This window comes from Paracidobacterium acidisoli (assembly GCF_003428625.2).
In the GTDB taxonomy this organism is placed as follows: domain Bacteria; phylum Acidobacteriota; class Terriglobia; order Terriglobales; family Acidobacteriaceae; genus Paracidobacterium; species Paracidobacterium acidisoli.
In genome coordinates this window covers 775508-799254 of the sequence record NZ_QVQT02000003.1, presented here as the reverse complement: position 1 = coordinate 799254, position 23747 = coordinate 775508, and the positions used below count along the sequence as shown (strand labels likewise).

The 23747-nt window shown below is 60.2% G+C and carries 14 protein-coding genes; 7 read left to right on the top strand and 7 right to left on the bottom strand.

Features of this window, described 5'->3' with window-relative positions:
• Nucleotides 1-215 precede the first annotated feature (215 nt).
• From D0Y96_RS10915 to D0Y96_RS10905, 3 genes are all read right to left on the bottom strand, one after another.
• Nucleotides 216-878 carry a DUF6629 family protein gene (locus tag D0Y96_RS10915; protein WP_117299601.1) on the bottom strand — a complete coding sequence of 221 codons (663 nt, stop codon included), beginning with the start codon at nucleotides 876-878 and terminating at the stop codon, nucleotides 216-218.
• A gap of 267 nt (nucleotides 879-1145) precedes the next feature.
• Nucleotides 1146-4826: a TonB-dependent receptor gene (locus D0Y96_RS10910; protein ID WP_147325019.1), complete on the bottom strand. Its 3681-nt coding sequence runs from the start codon at nucleotides 4824-4826 to the stop codon at nucleotides 1146-1148.
• A 96-nt stretch (nucleotides 4827-4922) separates the two neighbouring features.
• Complete coding sequence (locus tag D0Y96_RS10905; protein WP_117299596.1) at nucleotides 4923-6425, bottom strand: hypothetical protein; 1503 nt, start codon at nucleotides 6423-6425, stop codon at nucleotides 4923-4925.
• 344 nt (nucleotides 6426-6769) lie between these two features.
• Between D0Y96_RS10905 and D0Y96_RS10900 the strand changes: the two genes are divergently transcribed.
• A complete protein-coding gene (locus D0Y96_RS10900) occupies nucleotides 6770-8062 on the top strand; it encodes a hypothetical protein (protein WP_147325018.1) in 1293 nt (430 codons plus the stop codon).
• Here D0Y96_RS10900 and D0Y96_RS10895 read toward each other — a convergent pair.
• The 3 genes from D0Y96_RS10895 to D0Y96_RS10885 all read right to left on the bottom strand — a co-directional run bounded on the left by D0Y96_RS10895 (nucleotide 8040) and on the right by D0Y96_RS10885 (nucleotide 12408).
• Complete coding sequence (locus D0Y96_RS10895; RefSeq protein ID WP_158562350.1) at nucleotides 8040-10484, bottom strand: bifunctional YncE family protein/alkaline phosphatase family protein; 2445 nt, start codon at nucleotides 10482-10484, stop codon at nucleotides 8040-8042. The genes D0Y96_RS10900 and D0Y96_RS10895 overlap by 23 nt on opposite strands.
• Before the next feature lie 418 nt (nucleotides 10485-10902).
• Nucleotides 10903-11526 carry a hypothetical protein gene (locus D0Y96_RS10890; RefSeq protein WP_252263652.1) on the bottom strand — a complete coding sequence of 208 codons (624 nt, stop codon included), beginning with the start codon at nucleotides 11524-11526 and terminating at the stop codon, nucleotides 10903-10905.
• 96 nt (nucleotides 11527-11622) lie between these two features.
• Complete coding sequence (locus tag D0Y96_RS10885) at nucleotides 11623-12408, bottom strand: SDR family NAD(P)-dependent oxidoreductase (protein WP_117299587.1); 786 nt, start codon at nucleotides 12406-12408, stop codon at nucleotides 11623-11625.
• Nucleotides 12409-12610: 202 nt separating this feature from the next.
• Between D0Y96_RS10885 and D0Y96_RS10880 the strand changes: the two genes are divergently transcribed.
• Nucleotides 12611-14098, top strand: coding sequence for a M28 family metallopeptidase (locus tag D0Y96_RS10880; RefSeq protein ID WP_117299585.1), 1488 nt, complete (start codon nucleotides 12611-12613; stop codon nucleotides 14096-14098).
• 23 nt (nucleotides 14099-14121) lie between these two features.
• Here D0Y96_RS10880 and D0Y96_RS10875 read toward each other — a convergent pair whose 3' ends face one another.
• Nucleotides 14122-14937 (bottom strand): FadR/GntR family transcriptional regulator, encoded by an 816-nt coding sequence (locus D0Y96_RS10875; protein ID WP_117299582.1) that lies wholly within the window; start codon nucleotides 14935-14937, stop codon nucleotides 14122-14124.
• 236 nt (nucleotides 14938-15173) lie between these two features.
• Between D0Y96_RS10875 and D0Y96_RS10870 the strand changes: the two genes are divergently transcribed.
• From D0Y96_RS10870 to araD1, 5 genes are all read left to right on the top strand, one after another.
• Entirely contained in the window at nucleotides 15174-18452 is a 3279-nt protein-coding gene (locus D0Y96_RS10870) for an outer membrane beta-barrel protein (protein WP_252263651.1), read from the top strand.
• A gap of 14 nt (nucleotides 18453-18466) precedes the next feature.
• Nucleotides 18467-20194 carry a GH39 family glycosyl hydrolase gene (locus tag D0Y96_RS10865; protein ID WP_350449036.1) on the top strand — a complete coding sequence of 576 codons (1728 nt, stop codon included), beginning with the start codon at nucleotides 18467-18469 and terminating at the stop codon, nucleotides 20192-20194.
• A 92-nt stretch (nucleotides 20195-20286) separates the two neighbouring features.
• Nucleotides 20287-21540, top strand: coding sequence for an MFS transporter (locus D0Y96_RS10860; protein ID WP_252263650.1), 1254 nt, complete (start codon nucleotides 20287-20289; stop codon nucleotides 21538-21540).
• Nucleotides 21537-22709 (top strand): L-rhamnonate dehydratase, encoded by a 1173-nt coding sequence (locus D0Y96_RS10855; RefSeq protein WP_117299575.1) that lies wholly within the window; start codon nucleotides 21537-21539, stop codon nucleotides 22707-22709. The genes D0Y96_RS10860 and D0Y96_RS10855 overlap by 4 nt, the downstream gene beginning before the upstream one ends.
• Nucleotides 22710-22745: 36 nt before the next feature.
• On the top strand, nucleotides 22746-23744 hold the full coding sequence (araD1, locus tag D0Y96_RS10850) for an AraD1 family protein (protein WP_117299573.1): 999 nt from the start codon (nucleotides 22746-22748) through the stop codon (nucleotides 23742-23744).
• Nucleotides 23745-23747 lie beyond the last annotated feature (3 nt).

The window sequence follows — 23747 nt, the reverse complement described above, 5'->3', positions numbered from 1 at the left end:
GCCTCCGGCGGCGGACTCGCCGTCCGAGGCATAGCGAGCCGGGTCTGAGGAGAAAGACTTCCTCAGCCCGGCTCGATTCATTTGCAGAAAGGCAATGAGTCTCCGGGCGAGGTGATCTGTTCGGGCTCTGCATACATAAAGCCTCGCAACGCGAGGCCCGGTAGAAGCCCCGGGCTTTAGCCCGGGGAATAATACGGCTTGAAAAGCTTGCCCCCCTACATCACCTCCGCATACCGGAAGGGCCGATCCTCGATGCTCTTCCAGAAGTACACCAGCACAATCAGGCTCGCCGCTGCCGCGTAGGCGCACCATACCGACGTGAACGCGTACCGCTTGATCGCCATCACCGCCAGCAGAATCGCCAGATTCGCCGCGCCGAAGACGACCATCATTTTGATCTTTGAGAAGAACAACGGGCCGCAGGTGGCGATCACATACAGCACGCCCAGCGCCGTGTAGTTCGTCCCCGCATTGCCGTAGACGATGCTGTTCCCGCGCACATACACCTCGAGCGGATACGCAATCAGCGCCCACAGCGTATACAGCGCCGTCCCCGTGCCGATTGCGAGAAACGGCACCATCCGCCGCCGGCTCGCCGCATCCGGCTCGAAGAGCAGCACACTCAGCGGCAGCAGAAACGGCAGCAGCCCCTGCGCATACAGCATGAACGCCGCTCCCATATTGTGCGTGACCGCAGGAGACAGAACCCCGTCCAGCCCCAGCCATACAAACCCCTCGATGAACTGATGTACCGCGAAGAGCGTCGGCAGCGCCGCAAACAGCAGCTCGCGCCGGTGCCGCACCTTCGTCAGCGTAACGACGCCTATCGCTCCCAGAACCCCGCTGCCCACAAAGTTCGCCGCCGCTGAAAAGCACATCGCTCGCCGCCTCCTCGCGCTCCGGCCGCACCCTCCGGACGCTCTGCTCTTTGGTTTATCCAGCCAGTGAATCTGACAGGAACAGATGCAGTTTCAACCTGAGGAGACTATACGGGACAGCCGCCGTTCTTCCCGCCGCAAAGTGCCGCCACGCATACCCGCTGACATCTCCGCCCGCTGCCGCGGCCACAGCTGAAAAGCACAACCGGCGACCCCTTCGGATCGCCGGTCGCGGCAGACACCTGGCAGAGCGCCAGGACTAAATGCCTATTCCTGGTGACCGTTTCCGAAGAGATACTTGACCGCGAACTGAAATTCGCGAGCATCGCTCGGGCTGTCGCGCGTATTGGTGATGGACGCAAACGCCGACGACGACGGATTCAGTGTCCCCGGCTGCCCGAAATTCGGCGTGTTGGTCAGGTTGAATGCCTCGCCGCGCACCTCCAGCTCATGCGTGCCCGGCAGATGAAAGATCTTCTGGACTCCCAGGTCCCCGCGATGGAATGCCGGACCGAACGCCTGCGCAGGCGCGCCGCCCAGAGGAGAGAGATCGCTCTGCCCCACCATCGTGGCCGGCGCAGGATTCGAGAACGCAGCCGCATTGAACCAGTGCTGCAGCGTGTGCGCCCCCTGGAAGATGGCTCCCTTGTTGACCAGCGCATAGCATCCTGAAGCCGTATCGGTTGTGACGCTGCAGCTGATGGTGACGGGCTGCCCGCTCTGATAGGTAAAGATGCCCTGCAGGTTCCAGCCGCCCGCAACCGCATCGACCACCGCGCCATGGTTCAGCCACCGGCGTCCCTTTCCAAAGGGCAGCTGCCATCCTCCGCCCATATGGATCACGTTCGCCGATTCGAAGTCCATGTTTCCGTACTCGCCTTTCATCCCAAAGCCTGGAACGAACGGCGCGCGATAACCGAGCGAGCTGAACAGGTTCGAATCCGATCCGTAGCCGAGAAACTTGCTCCACGTGTAATCGGCAATCAGGTTCACACCCTGCCCCAGCAGCTTTTCATACTTCACCTGCAGAGAGTTGTAGTTATTCGATCCCTCATTCCACGTGTAATACCCTGCAGTCGGCAGTCCAGGGTAAGGAAGATAGGTCGCAAGCGTAGTGCCCGCCGGAAGCACCGGAGGCAGCAGCACGCTGGGCCGGTTGCTCTCGATGTTGCTCTCGACATGCCGCGACTGCGTGCCCACATAGCCGATTTCAAAGTACTGGCGATTGGTAAGCTGATACTGCAGCGTCAGGTTCATATCCTGCGCATCAGGAACCCGCGCATAATACTGCAGTCCGCGCGGAGAAATCTGCGAGCCCACCACCACGGAGGGATTGAGCGGTACGGCGGCCATGCCCTTGTCGATTCCACCGATCGAGCCGTCGTTGCTCAGGCCGGCAGCCGTTGTCGGAGTAACATTGACCGCGAAGGCGAAGGGATAGTTATTGCCGATGTTATATCCATCGCCGCGCGCATAAATACCCGCATAGAAGATCCCATAACCTGCGCGTAACACGGCGCGCTGCGTCAGCTGCAGAGAAAGTCCGATGCGCGGTCCAAAGTTCCACGGGCTCAGATGCCGCAGCCCATGGTTGCCTGTATAAGTCAGAGCGATATTCTGCGCAGCCAGCAGATTTACAAAGCTGGGCGAAAGAGGAATATTCTTCGCGCGGTCGTCGATCAGGAACTGCGACTGCCCGTTCTTCGATGCGAACGACGGCACAAAATTCGATCCGCGTCCGGCATGGTCTGAATATGCAGCGAAATACTCATAGCGAAGACCGAGGTCGAGGGTAAGGCGCGGCAGTATCTTCCACGTGTCGGTGAAGTATGTGCCGAAGTACGGCCAGCGGAAGTCTTCCTGCGAAAGCGGAGAAGCCTGTATCTGGTTCGCTCCACCGACAAAGTTATAGGTAAAGCATCCAGGTCCCGGAGGCCCCTGCGTATTGCTCAGCACTGCGCAGTTCGCAACCGTGGAGTTTTCCGGCTCGATCACAAACTGCGCCGGTCCGGTGCTGGCCGCATTGCCGTTCGGCTGATCAGTGAAGTTACCTCCGAAGACAAACTCGCCGTGCGGAAACTGCCCGCTGTTGATCGCGTCTTTGATGCGCTCGAACTCGCCGCCGAAACGCATCGAGTGCTTGCCTTTCACCAGAGAGACGCTGTCGTTGTACTGCGACTCGGAGCCGATCTCATCCAGCGGAACATTGTTATGCGAGCCAAGCTCGGCGTAGCCGGTGATTTTGATCTGCGCCAGCCCGCCGTTGGGCGCAGCATCCGGAATCCCCGGAATTCCATACTGCTGGTTTAAGCCGGCCTGCGTGCCGAAGGGCTGCACACGGTCCATGTGAATGCGGTTATAGCCCACACGAAACTCGTTCACCAGGTTCGGCGAAAAGATGTGCGTTTCCCCCACGGCAAAGTCTTCGATGTTGGTGTTCTGCGTGCCCACCGTTGCCGAGTTACCGCAGTTCGCCGGTGCAGCGCATGGCGGAGGAATCGTATAAGGCTGCAGCGCATAGCTGCCGCGGGCGAAGAGCTGATCTTTCGACGAGAAGTTCTGATCGACGCGTACGTCGAAGGCGTCCGAATTCTGCAGCAGCAGCGGAGCATCGGCGTAGTTGTTCGTAATGCCGGCTCCGGTGTTCGGCGCGGGAAAGAGCGAAAGCAGCTTCGTGGCCACCGGAGAGATCCGGCCCGCCGGAATGATGTTTCCCGCAAACGGGTCGCGCACATAACCGGTTGAGGTCGCGGCCTTGCCCGTCACCGGGTCCACCGTGCCCGAGCTCAGATAGCGCGTGCTCGCCGGATCGAAGATCGTTCCCACCGGCGTGGTGCGGCCCAGAATATCGGTTTGCGTTCCTTTCTGAAAGGAGATCAGCTCGCTGAAGTTCGTAAATCCCGAGGAGCGTTGCAGCGCGGTCGGCACCGTCGACGTGTACGCCTCTCCCTGCTTCAGGCGAATGCCCTCATAGTCCATGAAGAAAAATGTCTTGTCGTGAACAATAGGACCGCCGAGGCTGAAGCCATACTGGTTGCGGTTGTAGGCCGGGCGCGGCTGGCGTGCGGCATTCAGAAAGTAATCGTTCGAGTCGAAAAACGAGTTGCGGTTGTACTCCCACAGATCGCCGTAAAAACGGTTCTGGCCGGAGCGCGTCACCGCGTTTACCACCGCTCCGCCGGAGCGGCCATACTCGGCGCTGTAATTCGCGGTCTCTACCTTGAACTCCTCCAGCGCATCCGGTGGCGGCTTGATCGCGTAAGAGGTGCCGTTTCCCCAGTCGGCCGTATCGTTGTTATCCGATATGCCGTCGAGCATGTAGTTATTGAAGGTCGTGATCAGACCGTTTGCTGTAAACGTGCCGCTCTCGACCTCGCCGTGGCCGCTGTCATACACCGTCGTCGTGGTGCCCGGCGCAAGCTGGGCCAGCAGCGTGTAGTTACGGCCGTTCAAAGGCAGCGAGTTAATCTCCTCCGTGCCCACAATCTGGCTGACCGACGCATTTTCGGTCTGCAGAGTGCTCTGCCCCGTCGTCACTTCGACGGTGCTGCTGGTCGAGGCAAGCTGCATCTGAAAGCTCAGCACCACCTGCTGCTGAATCGCCACCGTCACGTGCTCGTGAATCTGCTTCCGGAAGCCGTTCGCCGTAACGGTCACGACGTAGTCGCCGATCCTTACCGTCGGAAAGTTATAGGTCCCGTTTTGTTTGCTCGGCTGCGCGTCCGTATAGCCCGTTGCCTCGTTTCGTATCTCGACCCGGGCGCCGGGAACGACCGCGCTCTGCTGATCGGTGACGGTGCCGGAGACAGATCCCGTATCGATCTGCGCCCGCAGCGCCGGCGGGTTGGCGAATAACAGCAGCAGCAGCACCGCTGCGGCCAGCATCGGCTTTCTGACAAGATCTTTGCGCCATATCCGGGTAAGCCATGCATCACGGAAGCAATTCATTCTTTTCTCCTGAAAGTCTTTCAGTTTCTCTTTCGCGGTGTTGAAGGCGCGTTGCAACGGTTGCTTCGCGCCCGTACCTGCCCCTGGGGAAGCTTTTTATTTGTGCTGTACGAAACCGGCTTGTGAAACGGGCAACAATGCGACGCCATCCAGTACGTTCTCCGGTGGAGCGTCGCCTGCAATGACAAAGCGCGCGTATACGGCCGTCGCCGGCGCTGTGATCTGCTCCGCATTCGCGGAACCCTGTGCTGCCGCAACGGGAACGGGCGCGTCATCGGTCCGCTTCCAGTGCTGCGCCATCCACTCCAGAGTCACGGTCTGCGCTGCAGAGCCCTTTGCCGTCACGTACACGTGATACATATTTCCGTGCGCGACCGGAATGTTGTCGGAGCGCCAGCAGTGGCAGCCATCGTCATGCCGCCAGTGGTCCGGCGCCGAAGGCGTGACCCATCGCAGCGAAAAGTCCGCATTGGGCACCACGTTGCCCGCAGGGGAGGCAGCCCGCAGATGCCACTCGAAGCTCGCGCGTTCGTTCGCGCGCAGAACGATGGCAGAAGGAAACAGCGTCTGCGAGCCCGGCCGTTCGATGGCCACGCGATACGTTCCCGGCGGCAGATTCCTGAGCAGCAGCGTGCCCGCATACTGGTCGGGCAGCGAATAGTTCAGCGAGCTGAGCGTGCTGAAGTCGGTGCCGAGAAGAACGATCTTCGCCGGAAGCAAAGGATGCTCCGCCAGCGCCGGAGCCGTAACCCTCGCCGTCAGGGAAGCGCCGCTCTGGCCATCGGCCTGCTCCGCCGACAGCACCAGCAGTGTATGCAGCACATCGGCCGCGACCCGCGCAGTCTCCTCGGCGCAGTCCAGGGCCAGCGGCTCCACATGCGGCCGGTCATCGGCCTGCGCATACGGAACCATATGCCTCGCGATCACCGCGTTGCGCGCAATCAGGCCATCCATACGCTTCCGCAGCCCTTCGACGGCTTCGGCGTCGGTCCTTCCCAGCAGTTGCGGATGATAGCCGCGCAGATCGATATGGCTCGCGTCGAGCCAGTTCTCCATCTTCGTGTGGTTGGGCCCGCTCAGGCCGATCGTGTGCGGCGGCGACCCGGAATCGGTAACGAAGTGCAGAAGGCTTCCCACCCAGCGAACTGCATTCGCCTGGTCTTCGGTCCGCAGCGCCTGCAGGTTGCGCAGAAAATACGGACCATAGGTTTCGTGAACCTGCGGCATCATGTGCTGAAAGAAGTGCGGCGCTCCCGGAAAGAGCAGGTAATCGTTGCCGAAATACTCCGAGCTGGTCTGCGGAAAATCTTCCGTGGTCACGTGCCAGTTTTCCTGGACCGTAATCAGGGAGTTCATCCAGTCGCCCATCTCCACCGTGTCGCGCAGGTGCCGTGCCTCGCCGCCGAGCCGCAGCGATATCTCATCGCTGGCCGGCAGAGCCGTAAGCGCGGCATCCGTAATGTACTGGTGCGGCAGTCCTCCCCACGCGAACAGACGCTGCACCGCGGCGAGACCCACCAGCGCTGTTCCCAGAAACAAACCGAGCGCGCGGAGCCGGTTCTCTGTGCGCTGCTTCCGTTTTTCTTTCTTTCCGTACATCGCAGTCCTTCGGTGATCGCAAATCCAGCATCCGGATAACGGCTTCGGCCGCTGGCTTCAGACACTGGCCTCAGCATGGTCCGAACCCTGAAACAACGGCAGGCTTGACGCGGTTCGTAACGGTTACGCGGGCTCTCATCTCTTTGCTTCTGAAGGGCTTGCTTTCAGCTCACGAAATGGGCTCTCCTCTTTGGTGATTCATCGCTCGTTCATGAATTCATCTGCCCTTTACAGAACCCGGCGATCCTGAAAGCAGCATCGGCCATCGGCCATCGGACGCGGCCGTCCGCGCCGCAGCTGAAGACAATGCAGCGGTGCATGAGTACATGGAGAGGACAGACAGCGTGACGGCTGCAACCGAGCAGCAGAGAACGAAAATCAAAGCGGAGATGGGCCGGATACTGGAAAGCTCAGCCTTCCGGTCAAGCCCGCGGTGCCGGCAGTTTCTTCAGTTTGTGGTTGAAAACGCGCTCGAAGGCCGCCACGAATCGCTGAAGGAAAGGATCATCGGCGTTGAGGTCTTCGGCCGCAAGCCGAGCTACCTGACCGAAGCCGATTCCGTGGTCCGTGTTCGCGCCACCGAGGTCCGCAAGCGTCTCTCCCAGTACTATGCGGTTGAGCCGCATACGGGCGAATGCCGCATCGAGATTCCCTCCGGCTCCTACGTGCCGCAGTTCCGCATGGTCGATACCACCGCTCCCGCCGAGCCCGCAGATCCGGCGCAGGCACTCGCGGATCAGCCCCCGCAGCCGTTGCTGCATCCCCCTCCGCGGGTTGCCGGATGGCTCGCTGCCGTGGTTTTGCTCACCGGCGTGGTAACCATTCTGCTCTTCGCGGCCTTCCGTTCTCCTGAAAAACGCCCCGTTGAGGCCGCCGCCGATCATGACGAGAAGCAGCTCGAGCGCTTCTGGGGCCCGGCCATCGCGGATTCAAAGTCGGTGCTGATCTGCATCGGCAGCCCCATGACATATACCTACACCCATGCCTGGCACAAAGAGGATGCGAAGCAGAGCGGCATCGATCCCGGCGTGGCGCTGGCATGGAAGATCGAGCCGCAGAAGGGCCAAACCCCTGGCGGCGCCATCGTTACCGTTAAAAACCAATACGTCGGCGCCGGAGACGCCAATCTCGCTGTCCTGCTCAGTGCTCTCTTCAGCCGCTTCGGCAAAGCCACCGAGTTCCGTCTCTCCGATGAAACCTCTTACGGAGAAATCTCCGACGCACCGACCGTCCTGATCGGAGGATTCTCCAATCGCTGGACCATCTCCAGCACCAATAAGCTTCCCTTCGTCTTTGCCGAGCACAACTCGATACGCGAAATCGACGAGCAGGAAGGACAGCATCGCAGATGGGCGCTGCCTCAGCTTCACTCCGACGGAAAAACGAATGAGGACTTCGCCATCGTCTCCCGGCTCCCTGACTCCGAGACCGGAAAATTCCTCATCATCGCAGCCGGCATCTCCGGCTTCGGAAGCCGCGCCGCCGGCTACTTTCTCACCCGTCCCGAGCTGCTCGCGAAGGCCCTCGATCAGGCGCCCGCCGACTGGCCGAAGAAGAATATGCAGTTCGTGCTGAAGACCAAAATCGTCGACGATGCGCCCACAGCGCCCGAGATCATTGCCTGGAAGGTGTGGTAGCGTGCTTCTGCCCGCTTTGCTGCCGCATCTGCTGCAGCGTCAGCGCGGCATTCAGACGCCGCGAGGGCGGCTCCGACCCGGCTCCGCGCACGCTCTTCCATAAGATCTCGTTCAGCTCGCCGTCATCGGCCTGATCGGCGGCATCCAGCGGCATACGCATCGACTCGGCCGCGCCATACGACTGAAGCGTATTCTTCTCTTCGATCGGGATGCGCGCAGGCACCGCCGAAAAAGGCGTCATATCCGGAGCCGCCTGGAAGCTCGCCCACATCGGCACCGCGGACGCATCGTACTGCGTCATCGGCGGCAGCCCCAGCAGCAGCTCCATCGTGCGCACCACGCTCGCCGACGAATACATCGTGTGATCCACAAAATGCCTCCGTATATAAGGACTGAGCACAAAAGCCGTCGTGCGATGACAATCGATGTGATCGGGACCATTCTGCGCATCGTCCTCGATCACGAACACGGCCGTGCTCTTCCAGTAGATGCTGTGCGAGATATCGTCCAGCATCTTCGCCAGCATCAGATCGTTCTCCGCCACCATCGCGCGCGGCGTCTGGGCTCCGGGGCGCGTCCCCACCGTGTGATCGCCGGGCAGCGAGATCACTTCGAAGGCCGGCAGCGAGCGCTCTTCGACAAACTGCATAAATTCGCGATGCCAGATGCCGTACCGCTCCGTGTCCGACACCGTCGCGATCACATCCGACCCGCGATAATCCGGATTGATATGCCCCTGCAATGACGGGGTAAAGGGACGCACCTTGCCCGGCGCCGCGCCCAGCACGCGGGCGAACTCGCCGTAGCTGCGGTAGCTGATGCCTTTTTTCGCGCACTGGTCCCACAGAAAGCCGCTCGCGGGGTAGTCGTCATCGTCATCGTGATATTCCATGCGATGGCCGCCGCGGCCGGAATAGGTGCTCGGCCACAGCTTTTCGACATACTCCGGCGCAATCGCGCTGTCCGTCCAGAAGTGCCCCGTCGCGCTCACCTCGGCGTTATGGTACAGGTTGTCGAACAGCGTGAACTGGCGCGCCATCGCGTGCTGATTCGGCGTCACCTGCTCGCCGAAAATCGCGTACGAGGCCTCGCCATTGCCCTCCTTCATATCGCCCAGTACCTGATCGTACGTGCGGTTCTCTTTAATGATGTAGATCACATGCTGAATCGGCCCTCTGCGCCCCAAAGCAAAGGGCGCCGCCGCCGATGCCTGCGGTGTCGTAAACGGACTGTTCCGCAGTACCTGCTGTGTATAGACCGGCAGGTGCTTCAGCTCTCGAAAGGGAATGACCGACACCGTGCCCTGCAGCACCAGCCCCACGTAGCCTTTGTTGATGTGATCCGAGCTGTTCAGCACAAACTTCGAACCGTTCTCGAACGAGTGGGCTCCCTTTGCATTGGCAACCACCAGCCTCTGCTCGCTGCCCGTGCCCAGCACCGTCAGCGACGAAGGAAACCAACCCACCGGAAGAAATCCCGGCACCGCCGCATGACGCCTCCGCGTCACGTCAACCACGGCGACGGAGTTATTGTTGGCGCAGGCCACAAACAGCGTGCGCCCATTCGCCGACAGCGCCACTCCATCCGGCGTGCTCCCCGCCAGCGGCGTGCGGTTCAGCGAGACATCGATCTCTTCCTCCGCCTGCTGCGTCTCCGTGTTGACCATCGAAACCAGATTGCGGTCTCCGTCCGTCACAAAGACCCGCATCCTGTCCGGAGAAATCACCATGTCTCCGGGCTTTTCCTGAACCTTCACCGTGGCGACCGGCTTTGCGCTCGACGCATCCAGCACCGAGAGCGTGTTCTCGCCCCAGTTCGAGACGTAGACGTGCCCGTGCAGCGAATCGACCACGCAGGTATAGGGCTTCTTTCCCGTCGGCCCTTCAGCAACGACCTTCCTCTGCGCCGTATCCACAATCAGTAATTTGTTCGCCAGATTGCCCGCCACATACAGCAGCCTGTCTCCCTCTCCCAGGACGATTCCAGCCGGAAACGTGCCGGCGGGCAAAGCGATCGCGCCCTCTTCCTTCAGCTGCCGGTTCGTGAGATCGAAGATCAGAATGCTGTCGCCCGCGCCGGAAGAAGCGTACAGGCGGCTTCCGGCCGCATTCACCGCAAGCCCCATCCATCCTTCGTGAATGGGCACACGCTGCACCACGCGGGCCGTCGCACTGTCGATCAGAGAGAGAAAGTGCTCGCCGTATCCATTGCTCATCATCACCACCAGATGCGTATGCGGAATGGCGATCACATGCAGAGGAAACCCTCCCGTGGCCACCTGCGCGCCGGCCGGAGAAAGACTCCACCCATTCGGCAGAAGCGTTTCGCTCCCCGAAACAGGCCCCGGCTGCCGCGGAGCGGTTGCGTGATTCTCCTGTGCGCCCGCCGCCGATGCAGTGGATGCGATAAGAAACAAAGCCACAACCATTCGGTAAGTACAGGCTCTCGCCATCATCCTGAGCATGAAGTGCGTCTCCGTCCTCGTCTTTCATCCCAGCATCTTCTACCTCCCACAAAGAAAGGCAGGTTTCGCGCCGCTCTTAACGGTTACGCAGCGAAAAAAAAGTTGGCATATCGTTTTGCCGCGATCGCTACAATAAAAGCAGAGAACAAAAAAGCCCGTCCGCCGCGGACGGGCTTTTCCCTTGAAAGGAGAGCGATGACCGCTGACCATGGAGCGAATAAGACGAGCGAATAAGACCATGCCGCAGAACGAAGCGGACGGCCTTCATGCCCTCCTGCTTTAAAATCAGCAGGATAGCCGGGAATAACCGAAGTAATCCTCGGCTAAAAAGCAGAAAATAAACGACTTGTGGAGCCCACCCCTCAATAAATAAACACTACTGTACTAATCCCGATGAGGAAGCCCCGGCCGAAGGCTGCGCCTGGCTCACCTGCCATCCGTTCTCCGACTTCACCAGCGTGGCCGACCCCGTCTGCTGCCCCGAGGTATCGGAGGCAATCTTCGGAAACGCCGTCTTCGTCTCCGCCGACGCCGCCCAGTCCGGCGCGCTCGTCACCGCATAGTGGAAGCTCACCGTGAACTGGGTCGCATCCGGATTGTCCATCGGCGAGTAGCTGTCGATCGAAGTCACCGACCGCGTGCCGAAGCAGAAGTTGCCGTAACCCGGCTGCGACGGATCGGCCGTCCACGTCGAGCGGCCCTTGTCCGTCAGGTCGTAATCGTTCACCTGCTTCGAGCCGATCAGAAAGCGCTTCTTCTCCTGCGGCGTGCGCTGCAGCAAACCCGCATCGGTCAGCGCATCGAAGCCTTTGGTCTGCTCGTCGTTCGACTTGTCCGCCTGTACCGGAAACTTCACCGCGTCCGGCCACACGCAGTCCTGTTTTCCGCTGTAGTAGCTGTTCATCGTTGTTTTGAAAGCGCCCGTGTCCACCTGGTTCTTATGGCATCCAGCCATCGCCAGCATGGCGCCGCACACCGCAAAGCCCACTGCATATCGCATCTGCATCCCTTCCCTCCTCAGGGAAAGTAGGATGCCGATTCGCTGGACTTCATCGTGACCTTTTTCGCCGTCACGCCTTAACGTCTTTTGACGCAGTCAATTGCGCTTCCGCAGCCGCAGTGTCTCCCAGCTACCGTCCGCAGTCCATCCGCCGTCCACCGCAAGACACTGCCCGTTCACAAAGCCGCTCTCTGCTCCATCGGCAAGAAAGGCGATGGCCCGCGCAATATCGTCGGTTGAAGCAAAGCGCGCCATCGGCACACGTCCCACAATATCGGCATCGCTGTAGCTTCCGCCCGCCTGGTCCGCCACGTCCATCTCCGTCTTCACCCAGCCCGGACAGACCGCATTCACGCGCACCCCGCGGCCTCCCCACTCTGCCGCCAGCGTGCGCGTCAGCCCGATCAGTCCATGCTTCGACGCGTTATAGGCTGCCCGGTCCGAGATCCCCAGCAGCCCCGCGACCGACGCCACATTCACAATCGATCCGCTGCCCGCCGCCAGCATCTTTCCACCAAAGGCCTTCGCCAGCAGAAACGGCGCCACCAGATTCACCTCCAGCACGCGGCGGTAATCGACCGCCTCCGTCTGCTCCGCCGGAGTAATCAGGCTCACCCCGGCATTGTTTACCAGCACATCGGCGCGCCCGTACCGCTCAAAGACCCGCTCCACAAACCGCTCCACCGCAGCCTCATCGGTAATATCGCCGGCATACGCAAACGCCTCGCCTCCCGCGGCGGCGATGGCCTGTATCGTCTCCGCCGGCTCACGCAGATCCATAATGGCAACGCGGCAGCCTCGCTCCGCCAGCAGCTCCGCCGTCCTGCGGCCAATCCCCTGCGCTCCGCCCGTCACCACCGCCACGCCTGTATCTCTGCTCATCTTCGCTCGACGCTCCCTTCTCGTATCGTCGCAAACTCCGGCACATCCGCCAAACCTTCGTGCACGCGGCATGGGCGTAAGAAACCGCCCGGCGTGCCACCCGCGTGTGCTATACCACCATGCAGACGCATCCTTCTCCATTGCAGCCGGAGATATCGCACATGCGGCAACACCTTCCTCGCCGCACCGATCAGGAGAGACCATGCTGAAGCCCTTCCTCGGAGCCGTTGTCACCGGACTCATACTTGCCACCGGCACATGCCCCGCTCCCTCGCAGTCCGTCGATTTCCGCGCAACGGGAGCGCCGCTTCCTGCCGCGCCCGCCGACCCGCAGATCGTCTCGGCGCTGCGATCCATCTCGCAGGAGAGAATTCACCAGAACATCGAGAAGCTCGTCAGCTTCCGAACACGCAACACGCTCTCCAGCATGGTCTCCGATCTGCCTCCCGGTACCGGCATCAACACCGCTGCCGAATGGATACGCTCTCAGTTCGAGGAGTACTCGAAAGAATGCGGCGGATGCCTCGAAGTCAAAGAAGACGTCTTTATGCAGCCGCCGCCAAAGGTCGGCTTCGAGGGCACCACTCCGCGCATCAGCACGCCCACCCGGCTGACAAACGTCTACGCCATCCTCAAGGGCACCGATCCCGCGCAGGCCGCGCGCATGTACCTGATCACCGGCCACTACGACACCCGCGCCAGTGACGTGATGGACCCGCGGCTCTTTGCTCCCGGCGCTAATGACGATTCCAGCGGCACCGCCGTCAGCCTGGAATCCGCGCGCGTCCTCAGCCGGCACAAATTTCCCGCCACCCTGGTCTTCGTCGCCGTTGCCGGCGAGGAACAGGGCCTGTATGGCAGCGCGCATCTCGCTGCTCTGGCGAAGCAGAACGGATGGCAGCTCGAAGGCGTTCTGAACAACGACATTGTCGGAGGCAACACCACTCCCGGCGATACGCTGCAGAGCAAAACCCGCGTTCGCATCTTCTCCGAAGGCATCTCCTCCGTTGTCTCCGATCAGGAGCTGCACCGCCTTCTCTCGCTCGGCGCCGACAGCGACTCGCCATCGCGTGAGCTTGCCCGCGAAGTCCTCGATGCCGGCCGCACATATCTGCCTGCCTCCGCCTCATCCGCCACGCTGAAGCCGATCATGATCCTGCGGCTCGACCGCTACCTGCGCGGCGGCGATCATCGCTCCTTCAACGAAGCGGGCTTTCCCGCCGTGCGTGTGACCGAATGGCGCGAGGACTTCCACCACCAGCACCAGACCGTGCGCACGGAAAATGGCGTCCAGTACGGCGATCTCATCCAGTACGACGATTTCAGCTACATCGCCAAAGTCGCGCGGCTGAATACCGCCACGCTGGCAACCCTGGCCAGCGCACCCGGCACGCCCCAGGATGTGCGTATGTCGACGCACAACCTCGACAACGATTCCGTCATTCTCTGGCAGCCACCCGACGGCGCGCCCGCGGATACGTGGTACCAGATCGTATGGCGCGAAACCGATGCATCGGACTGGCAATATGCCGGCAAAGCCTCGCCTTATCACGAGGCCGTCACCGGCAGTGATCACACCGTGACCGTTCCCGTCTCCAAAGACAATGTCATCTTCGGCGTCCGCTCCTGCGACACCAAAGGCCACTGCAGCCCGGCGGTTATGCCGGTGCCCGATTCGCAGCGCCGCTGATTCCAGACGGCACAGATCTCTTATCAGGATTTTCCGGTACGCCCGGCGCGGCCTGTGCCTGTGGCGGCTCGCTTCTTCGTCCCCGTCGTGCGCGTCACCGAGCTGATCCGCCTGCGCAGCCGCTCGTCCGCGTGCGCCTGACTGGCCTGCATCAGCAACGCCCGCGCATCGATAAGATGATCCCGCATGTGCCGCGCCGCTTCCGCCCCGTTGCCGCGCGCAATGGCTTCGTAGATCGCCTGGTGAAAGGCCAGAGTGTGATCGCGGTCCACCATCTGCGAGGTCAGCATCATCATGTTCATCATCGAGCGATGAATCACCTGAAAAAGCCGGCTGAACAGGCGATTGCCGGCGCACTGATGAATCGTGCGATGAAAGAGAAGATCGGCCTCGATGATCCGGAACTGATCGGTTCCTGCCGCTTCAATCTCGGCAATGGTCTGCCGCATGATCAGCAGAAGCTCCGGCGTAGCCTGCTCCGCGGCCTTCGCCGCCAGCGCCGGCTCCACCATGAATCGCGCTTCGATCAGCTCTTTGGATGAAGTCTCATCCAGCAAAAAGAGAAACTCCATCGGCTCGGCGAGCACCGAGGATGCGTCGCTGCTCAGATACGTGCCGTCGCCCACCCGCTGCGTGACCACGCCCATCATGCTGAGTACCTTCATCACCGGACGCAGCGATGTGCGGCTCACGCCGAAGTGCAGCGACAATTCCCGTTCAGACGGCAGCTTGTATCCGGGCGTCAGTGTTCCTTCGCTGATGAGCTGCTTGAATCGCAGAATCAGCCAGTCGGTTAAATCGCTCTTGTCCGCATCAGCTTTCGGAGCTTTCGGCGCCATGGTAAACAGTCCTGATAATTTTCACTGTAGCTGATTTTTTATTCCTGTTTCACAAAATCGATAAAGGAAAGGCGCAAACGACGGCTTGACAGTAATTCTTTATTGGTACTACCATTCGCACCGCCTGGGATGATGCACTTTATGGCTCACCAGTGAGGCGGAAATGGAGTTATATGTCTGAGACTCTTCGAATACGGGCATGCAGGACCCTTATCGCGTGTGCGTTACTTCTCCCGATGACGGCCGCAGTCGCCCAGGTCCAGTCAGGACGCGTCGTCGGCACCATCTACGATCCAAACAAAGCGGTGATCCCCGCCGCGGCCATCACCGTTACCAACACCTCGACCAACGTTACGCAAAAAGCCGTCTCCGGCAGCCAGGGCGATTATGTCGTGACCCCTGTAAATCCCGGCACCTATAACATTTCGGTCAAAGCCAACGGCTTTGAAACCATGGTAAGGACCGGCATCGAGATTCAGGTAGGACAGATCGCGCGCGAGGACTTCAACATGCAGATCGGCGCATCCAGCTCCACCGTCGAAGTCACCGGAGCGCCGCCGCTGCTGAATACCGATACCGCAACCGTCGGCCAGGTCGTCACCAATACGCAGATCGTGAATCTGCCCCTCAACGGGCGCGGCTTCTTCCAGCTCGCCCAGCTCACTCCCGGAGCGGCGCTTCTCCCGGCAACCGGAAATTCCGTTCCCATTCGACCGGAGTCCATTGATGGTAATACCATTAGCGGTATACGAGGGTCGGCATTGTCCTTCCTTCTGGATGGAGTGGATATCAGCGAGCAGCACCAGGGCGGCACATTTATCCAGACATCGATCGACGCGCTGCAGGAGTTCAGCGTGCAGCAGAACCCCTATTCGGCGGAATTCAATCGCGGAGGCGGCTTCTTCAACGCAACCACCAAATCCGGCACGAACCACATCCACGGCGATCTCTTCGAGTTCCTCCGCAACGACGCGCTCGACGCGAGAAATTTCTTCGCTCTGAATCGCGAGCCTCTGAAGCGCAATCAGTTCGGCGGCACTCTGGGAGGACCGCTGTCCATTCCGCATCTTTACAGCGGCAAAAACCGGACCTTCTTTTTTGGCAGCTACGAGGGACAACGTTTACGCCAGGGCCTTGTCGAAAACTCCGTCGTTCCCACCGCCGCCCAGCGGAATGGTGATTTCAGCGCTCCCGGCCTGAATAAAATCTTCGATCCAACGACCACCACCTCCGGCACGAACCCCACACGTGCGCAGTTCGAGTACAACGGAACCCCTAATATCATTCCGCCCGATGAACTCTCCACACAGGCGCAGTTCCTCAACAAATACATCCCTCTGCCCAACACAAACTCCGGAACGTTTTCCTATAACCCCACGCAGTCCATCGATCTCGATCAGTTCACATTGCGCTTCGACGATCAGATCAACGCCTCGAACCGCCTCTTCCTGCGCTGGAGCTTCGACAACAATCGCGAGTCCGATCCGAACTCCTCGCCTCTGCTCGGCACCGCGCCACTGCATTCGCAGGGAGAAGACATCGCCGTCGGCCTGACGACCAATATCGGCACCAACATGGTTTCGGAGGTCCGCGCCCACTACCTCTTCAGCAGAATTCGCCTAAACGCATTTCTGCAGGGGCAGGACATCAACAACGAAGCCGGTGTGGCTGGCTTTGAAGATACTCTGCGCCCGGGCACCGGAGGCAGCTTCCCCGACTACTCCTGGAGCGGCTACGGCGGCATCAGCGGCTCGGCCTTCGATCAGCGCCCCAAGGGACAAAACCGCAAAGTATGGGAACCGACCTGGAACCTGACCATCATCCGCGGAAAGAACACCATAAAGTTCGGCGCCCTGGTTCGCTATTACCAGTGGCTGGGCTACGACAGCGAGCAGTATGTCGGCGTATGGACGATGAGCGGCATCAACACGCAAAATCCCGCTTCGCCAACCGGAACCGGCGATGCCTTTGCCGACTGGATGCTTGGCTATCCCGCCAACGTGCAGCGCGCCTATCCGGCAAACTTCTTCGGCGGCCAGAATGCGTATTACCAGTTCTTCGGGCAGGACGATTTCCGGCTCTCCAGCCGTCTGACTCTCAACCTTGGACTGCGTTATGAATACACGCCGTGGCTCTCGCCCTACAAAAATCAGATGGGAACCTTTGATCCTTCGCAGGCGAAGCCCATCATCGTCAGCGGCCACGGAGACACCGTCGATCTCACCTCGCAGTATGCCGCGCCCGTTGCCTATCAGCATTTCGGGCAATACATTCAGACGTCTCACCAGGCGGGCATTCCCTATAACATCACCGCGACCGACAGAACGCAGTTCGCGCCCCGTATCGGATTCTCCTGGCAGCCCCTCGGAGACAACACCGTCTTTCGCGGAGGCTATGGAATCTTCTACGAGCCGGAAAACGGAAATCGCGATAACTACAACATCCTTCCCTACAAACTGGCTGAGACAGCTTTCAACACGGCGAACGCCGTTCCCAACCGCACCCTGGCGGACTTTTTCCTCGGCGCGCCGCTGGGCACATCCACCACGCAGCCGACGATTGCTTCGAGTCCGGTTCATTTAAAGATGGGCTACGACCAGCACTGGAGCTTCGACGTACAGCAACAGCTGACGAAGACCATGGTGGCGGACATCGGCTATGTCGGCAATCACGGAGTACATCTTCAGGGCTCGCAGGATCTGAACGATCCTCCTGCAGGCCCCGGCGCCGTTGCATCGCGCCGTCCGTATCCCATCTTCGGCGGCATTACGCTCTTCAGCTCCGAGATCGGCACCACCTACAACTCGCTCCAGGCAAAAATCGACGAGCGCCTGCACAACGGCCTGACCTTCCTGGCTGCATACACCTGGTCGAAGTTCATGCAGAGCAATCCGTCGCCGGCTCTGGGCGGTAATAACGGATATGAGAAGTCGATCGCTCAGTTCAATATCCCGCAGAACTTCGCATTCAGCATGAGCTATGAGCTCCCCTTCGGTAAAAACAAGCAGTTCATGAACCATCCAGGCCGACTGATGGACGCTGCCCTGGGCGGCTGGCAGGTGCAGAACATTACGGTTCTGCGCAGCGGGCTTCCGTTTACGCCCATCATCTCCCGCGACGTAGCAAATACCGGTGTCGGCAGCCAGCGCCCCATTCAGATCGGAAGCGGCAAAGCCCAGCACCCCACCCTTTCCAAATGGTTTAATCAGAGCGCCTTCGAAGTGCCTGCTCAATACACCTATGGCACATCAAAGGCATTCATCCTCGAAGGCGATATGTACCGCCAGTATGATGTCTCCGTCTTCAAGTCCTTCCAGATAACCGAAGGCACGAACATGCAGTTTCGCGCTGAGTTCTTCAACCTTCCCAACGTGACCAGCTTCAATCCTCCGTCGTTCTCGGCAAACTCCACAGCGGCTCCTTCCGCAACCATCGATACAGCCTCCGGAGCCAAAATATTAAGCACCTCCACCAACCCGCGGCAGATTCAGTTTGCCCTGAAATACTACTTCTGAATGACGGAGAGATTGTGAACACTCTATCCAGAATCATCGCGCTCGTTTGCTCCCTGTTCGCGGCGGCCGGCTGCCTCGCTCAGGCTCCCGTCACGGTCAACGTAAACCTGAATCAGAAATCAGGACCATATACGTCCCTCTACAGCTGGTTCGGTTACGACGAGTCGGACTACACCATGGCTCCGCACGGAGAGGCGTTGCTGCATCAGCTGCACGATCTCAGCCCCGTCCCGGTCTACATCCGCGCGCACTTCCTGCTGGCCAGCGGCGACGGAAAGCCGGTACTCAAATTCAGCTCGTCCAATGTGTATACCGAAGATGCCGGCGGCAATCCGGTCTACAGCTGGACCATCCTCGATAAAATCTTCGACACCTATGCCGCCGCTCACGTGCGCCCTTTGGTAGAGCTGGGATTCATGCCCGAAGCGCTCTCCAGCCATCCGGAGCCGTACCACATCGGCTGGCCGCTGAAGCCGGGTGAAACAGAGGGCTGGTCGTATCCGCCGAAAGACTATAAGAAGTGGGAAGAGCTCACCCGCCAGGTGGCAGCCCATATGGTCAAGCGGTACGGCGCCGAAACCGTCTCCACCTGGTACTGGGAAATATGGAACGAGCCGAATGGTAAGTATTACTGGAAAGGCACAGAGGCCGAATACAACAAGCTCTACGACTATGCCGTCGCCGGTGTACAGGCGGCTCTTCCCGGAGCTCATGTGGGCGGTCCCGCCACAACCGGCCCCGGCCCCGAAGGCAACGCGTCGGAATATCTTCGTTCTTTTCTCGAACACTGCGCCAAAGACAAAAGCGCAGCCACCGGCGGAACCATTCCGCTTGATTTCATCTCGTTTCACATCAAGGGCCGTCCCAGCGTAATCAGCAATCACGTGCAGATGGGCCTCGACCGCGAAATGATGAACGCCGCCGATGGATTCGCCATCGTCAATTCCTTCCCGCGGCTCGCCAAATTGCCCATCATTCTCACCGAAGCCGATCCGGAAGGCTGCGCGGCATGCTCGGCAAAACTGTATCCGCCGAATAACTATCGCAACGGCCCGCTCTATCCCTGCTACACCGCAGCGGCAATGAAAGGTCTCTTCGAGCTGAAGGACCGCTACCACGTCAACCTCATCGGCATGCTGACCTGGGCCTTTGAGTTTGAGGACAAGCCCTACTTCGAAGGCTATCGAACGCTGGCGACCAACGGGGTCGACAAGCCGGTGCTGAACTTCTTCCGCATGGCCGGGCTCATGAGCGGCTCAAGGGTCGAGGCCACCAGCAGCGGAGCCTTACCGCTCGACACCATTCTGAAATCGGGCGTGAAGCAGCAGCCGGACATCGATACCCTTGCCACAACCGATTCGAGCCATGCAGCCGTGATGTTATGGAACTATCAGGATGAGGATATTCCCGCGCCCGGCGCCACCGTCGCAGTCTCCATCAGGGGACTGCCCGCCACCGCGCATCGCGTGCTTCTCCAGCACTATCGCATCGACAACGATCACAGCAATGCCTACACCGTCTGGAAGGCGATGGGCTCACCGCAGAATCCCACCGACGAGCAATACGCAAAGCTGCAGGCAGCGGGCCAGCTTGAGCTGCTCAGCTCTCCGCAGTGGATCACTCCGGACCACGGAGAGATCAAACTCAGCGTAGAGCTTCCGCGTCAGGCCGTCTCTCTGTTACGCATAACATGGCCCGACAACCATGACACGCACCATACGGAAAGCAGCGCCGCCGAATAGACAGAACGATGCGCCTCCCGCGGCATTTCCCAAAGTGTCGCGGGCAAAGCATCGTTGTGAATGCTGAAAAACCCTTCCAGGAGAGAGACACTTTGCGCAGGATATCCAGGCCGTGGTTCTTCGTTGCGCTGGTCACGGCTGCGATCGGTATCAGCTACTTCGACCGTCAGGCGCTTCCTGTCGCAATCGCCGCCATTCAGCGGAATATTCCGGTCTCCAACGCTCAGTTCGCCCTGCTGCAGTCGGCCTTCCTGGCGACCTATGCTCTTCTCTACGCCGGCGGCGGAAAGCTCCTGGACGCGATCGGCACCAGGAAGGGATTCGCTCTCAGCATGGCCTGGTGGTCGCTGGCCTGCGCGCTGCATGGCTTCGCGCAGGGGCTGACCATGCTCATCGCCGCGCGTCTGCTGCTCGGCATGGGAGAAGGCGCGGGCTTTCCCGCGGCAACACGCGTCATCGCCGAATGGCTTCCTGCAACCCAGCGAGCCACGGCCATGGGACTCATCAACGCCGGCACCGCATTCGGCTCCGTGCTGGCGCCGCCTTTGATCGGTCTCATTCTGCTCACCGGAAACTGGCGCTATGTCTTCTTCTTCGCCGGCACCATAGGTATGGCATGGGCCATAAGCTGGTGGACGCTCTACAGAGGACCGCAGGAGGCAGGCGTCGAAAGCCAGTCTTCTGTTATGAGTCAGGTATCCATCCCCTGGCTGCGCCTGCTTTCTTCGCGCAAAGTACTCGGCATGGTCACGGCCAAATTCCTCAGCGACTCCGCCTGGTACTTCTGCCTCTTCTGGCTGCCCAAATATCTCTATGACGCCCGCGGCTTCGATATCAAAAGTGTCAGCTATTATGCCTGGATTCCCTACGCGGCATCCGGTATCGGAAGCTTCCTGGGCGGCTGGTTTTCGAGCCGGCTCCTCCGCTCCGGCCGCTCTCTCAATTTTTCGAGAAAGCTGGCGCTTGGTCTCAGCGCCGGGCTGATGCCCGCAGTCATTTTCGTGCCCCATGTGCCTGTAAGCTTCGCGCTTCTGCTCTTCAGCATTGCATTCTTCGGTCAGCAATCCTGGTCGGGCCTCATCATGACCCTGCCTACAGATATCTTCCCTGTCAGCTCCGTCGGCTCGGTGGCCGGGCTGATCGGCTTCGGAGGAGCGCTGGGCGGGGCGATCTTCAATCTCTGCGCGGGGCAGTTGCTCACCTACGGCGCCGGTTACGGAACCATCTTCGCCATCGTGGGCAGTCTTCACGCTGTAGCATTCATCATTCTTCTTCTTACCTCCGGCGTTTTGCGCGCGCCGGAAACGAATACATCTCAAGGACAAGGAAACCTGGTTTCATTATGAAGATACGAGAGGTTCGCACACGCGTCGTTCAATGGTCGGGGGAAACCACGCCGCTGCCGCCGCATTTCTGCACCAATCCCATGGATCTGCTGTCGCTGACGAAGACCACCATGAAGACCTTTACCTTTCATGGCTGGCTGGTCGTCGAAGTCGTCTCCGACGACGGCCTGGTCGGGATCGGCAATGCGGCACTCGCTCCCGTGGTGACCAAACAGCTCATCGACCATTATCTGAAGCCGCTGCTCATCGGGCAAAATCCATGGGACGTCGAATTTCTCTGGCAGCACATGTACCGTCACACCATGGCCTTTGGCCGCAAAGGCATCGGCATGACCGCTATCAGCGCCGTGGACATCGCGCTGTGGGATCTTCTCGGCAAAGCCGCGAAGCAGCCGGTCTATCGTCTTCTCGGCGGCAGAACCAAACCGCGCATTCCAGTCTATGCGAGCCGTCTCTACTCGGTCGGTCTCGAACAGCTCGCCTCCGAAGCCAAAGCCTATAAAGATCAGGGCTACCGCGCCATGAAGCTGCGCTTCGGATGGGGCCCCGTCGATGGCGCAGAGGGCATGCAGCGCAATGTCGATCTGGTGCGCACGGTCCGCAACACCGTGGGGAATGAGATCGACGTGATGGCCGATGCCTACATGGGCTGGACGCTCGACTATGCGAAGCGCATGCTTCCGCTGCTCGAGCCCTTCCATCTGCGCTGGCTCGAAGAACCGGTCATTCCCGACGATACCTGCGGATATGCCGAGCTGAAGGCCGCCGGCCGCATCCCGATCGCCGGAGGAGAGCACGAGTTCACCATCTACGGCTTCCGGAACCTGCTCGAAACCCACGCTCTCGACTACATTCAGTTCGACACCAATCGCGTCGGCGGCATCAGCCAGGCAAGAAAAATCTCCGCCATGGCTGAGGCCTTTTCCGTTCCGGTGATCCCGCACGCCGGCCAGATGCACAACTACCACATTGTGATGGCGAGCATTAACTCGCCGATGGCCGAGTTCTTCCCGCCCGTGGATGTGGAAGTGGGCAACGAGCTTTTCTGGTACATCTTCGACGGCGAGCCCCGACCGAAAGACGGCTTCATCGATCTCCCCGAAGACGTGCCCGGCCTCGGCCTGACGATCAATGAAGAACGCCTCAAAGAATTTCAGGTCATCGAGTAATCGAATGCCACCCAGACGAACACAGGAGAACGCACGATGCGACTCGTACAACTGAAAACCGGTGGAATCCGCCGCGTCGCGCTGGTGGAGGAGCCGAAGCTGCGCCTCATTCACGGCTTCGATTCGGTCTTTGCTCTTGCCCAGGCTGCAATCGCAGACGGCGGCAGGCTTACCGATCTGGTGAAGGAGCATCTCACCGGAGAACATCTCGACTATGACCCCATCTACAACGGCGAGAGCGAATGGAAGCTGCTTCCGCCCGTCGATCATCCGGAAGAGCCTTCACGATGCCTGGTCTCCGGCACAGGGTTGACGCATCTCGGCAGCGCGCGAGACCGGCAGTCGATGCACCTCGCCCAAAAAGAACAGGAAACCGACAGCATGAAGATGTTCCGCTGGGGAGTCGAGGCCGGCCGCCCCGTCCAAGGTTCCATCGGCATCGCCCCGGAGTGGTTCTACAAGGGCAACGGCCTCATCGTGCAGGCCTCGAACGATCCTCTGCTCGTGCCGCCGTATGCCGAGGATGGCGGCGAAGAGGCCGAAGTTGCAATCGTCTGCCTGATTGGCGCCGACGGTCAGCCGTACCGCATCGGTATGGTCACCGGCAATGAGTTCTCCGATCATCTCTTCGAAAAGAGAAACTACCTCAATCTGGCCGGCTCCAAGCTCCGCACCTGCTCCATCGGTCCGGAGCTCACCATCGACCCGTCATTCGACACCGTTCCCGGTACGGTGACGATCCGGCGCGGCAGCCACGTTTTGTGGTCGCAGCCCATCGCCACCGGCGAGCAGGAGATGTGTCACAGCCTGCGCAACCTCGAGCATCACCACTTCAAATTCGCGCAGCATCGCAACCCCGGCGACGTGCACATTCACTTCCTCGGCGCTCACTCGCTCAGCTTCGGTCATGGAGTCGCCCTGCAGGACGGAGACATCATGGAAGTCGTGTTTGAACACTTCGGACGCCCGCTTCGCAATCCTGTAAAGACAATGAAGGATGCAAACACATCCATCGAAGTGCGGCCTCTGATTTAATCT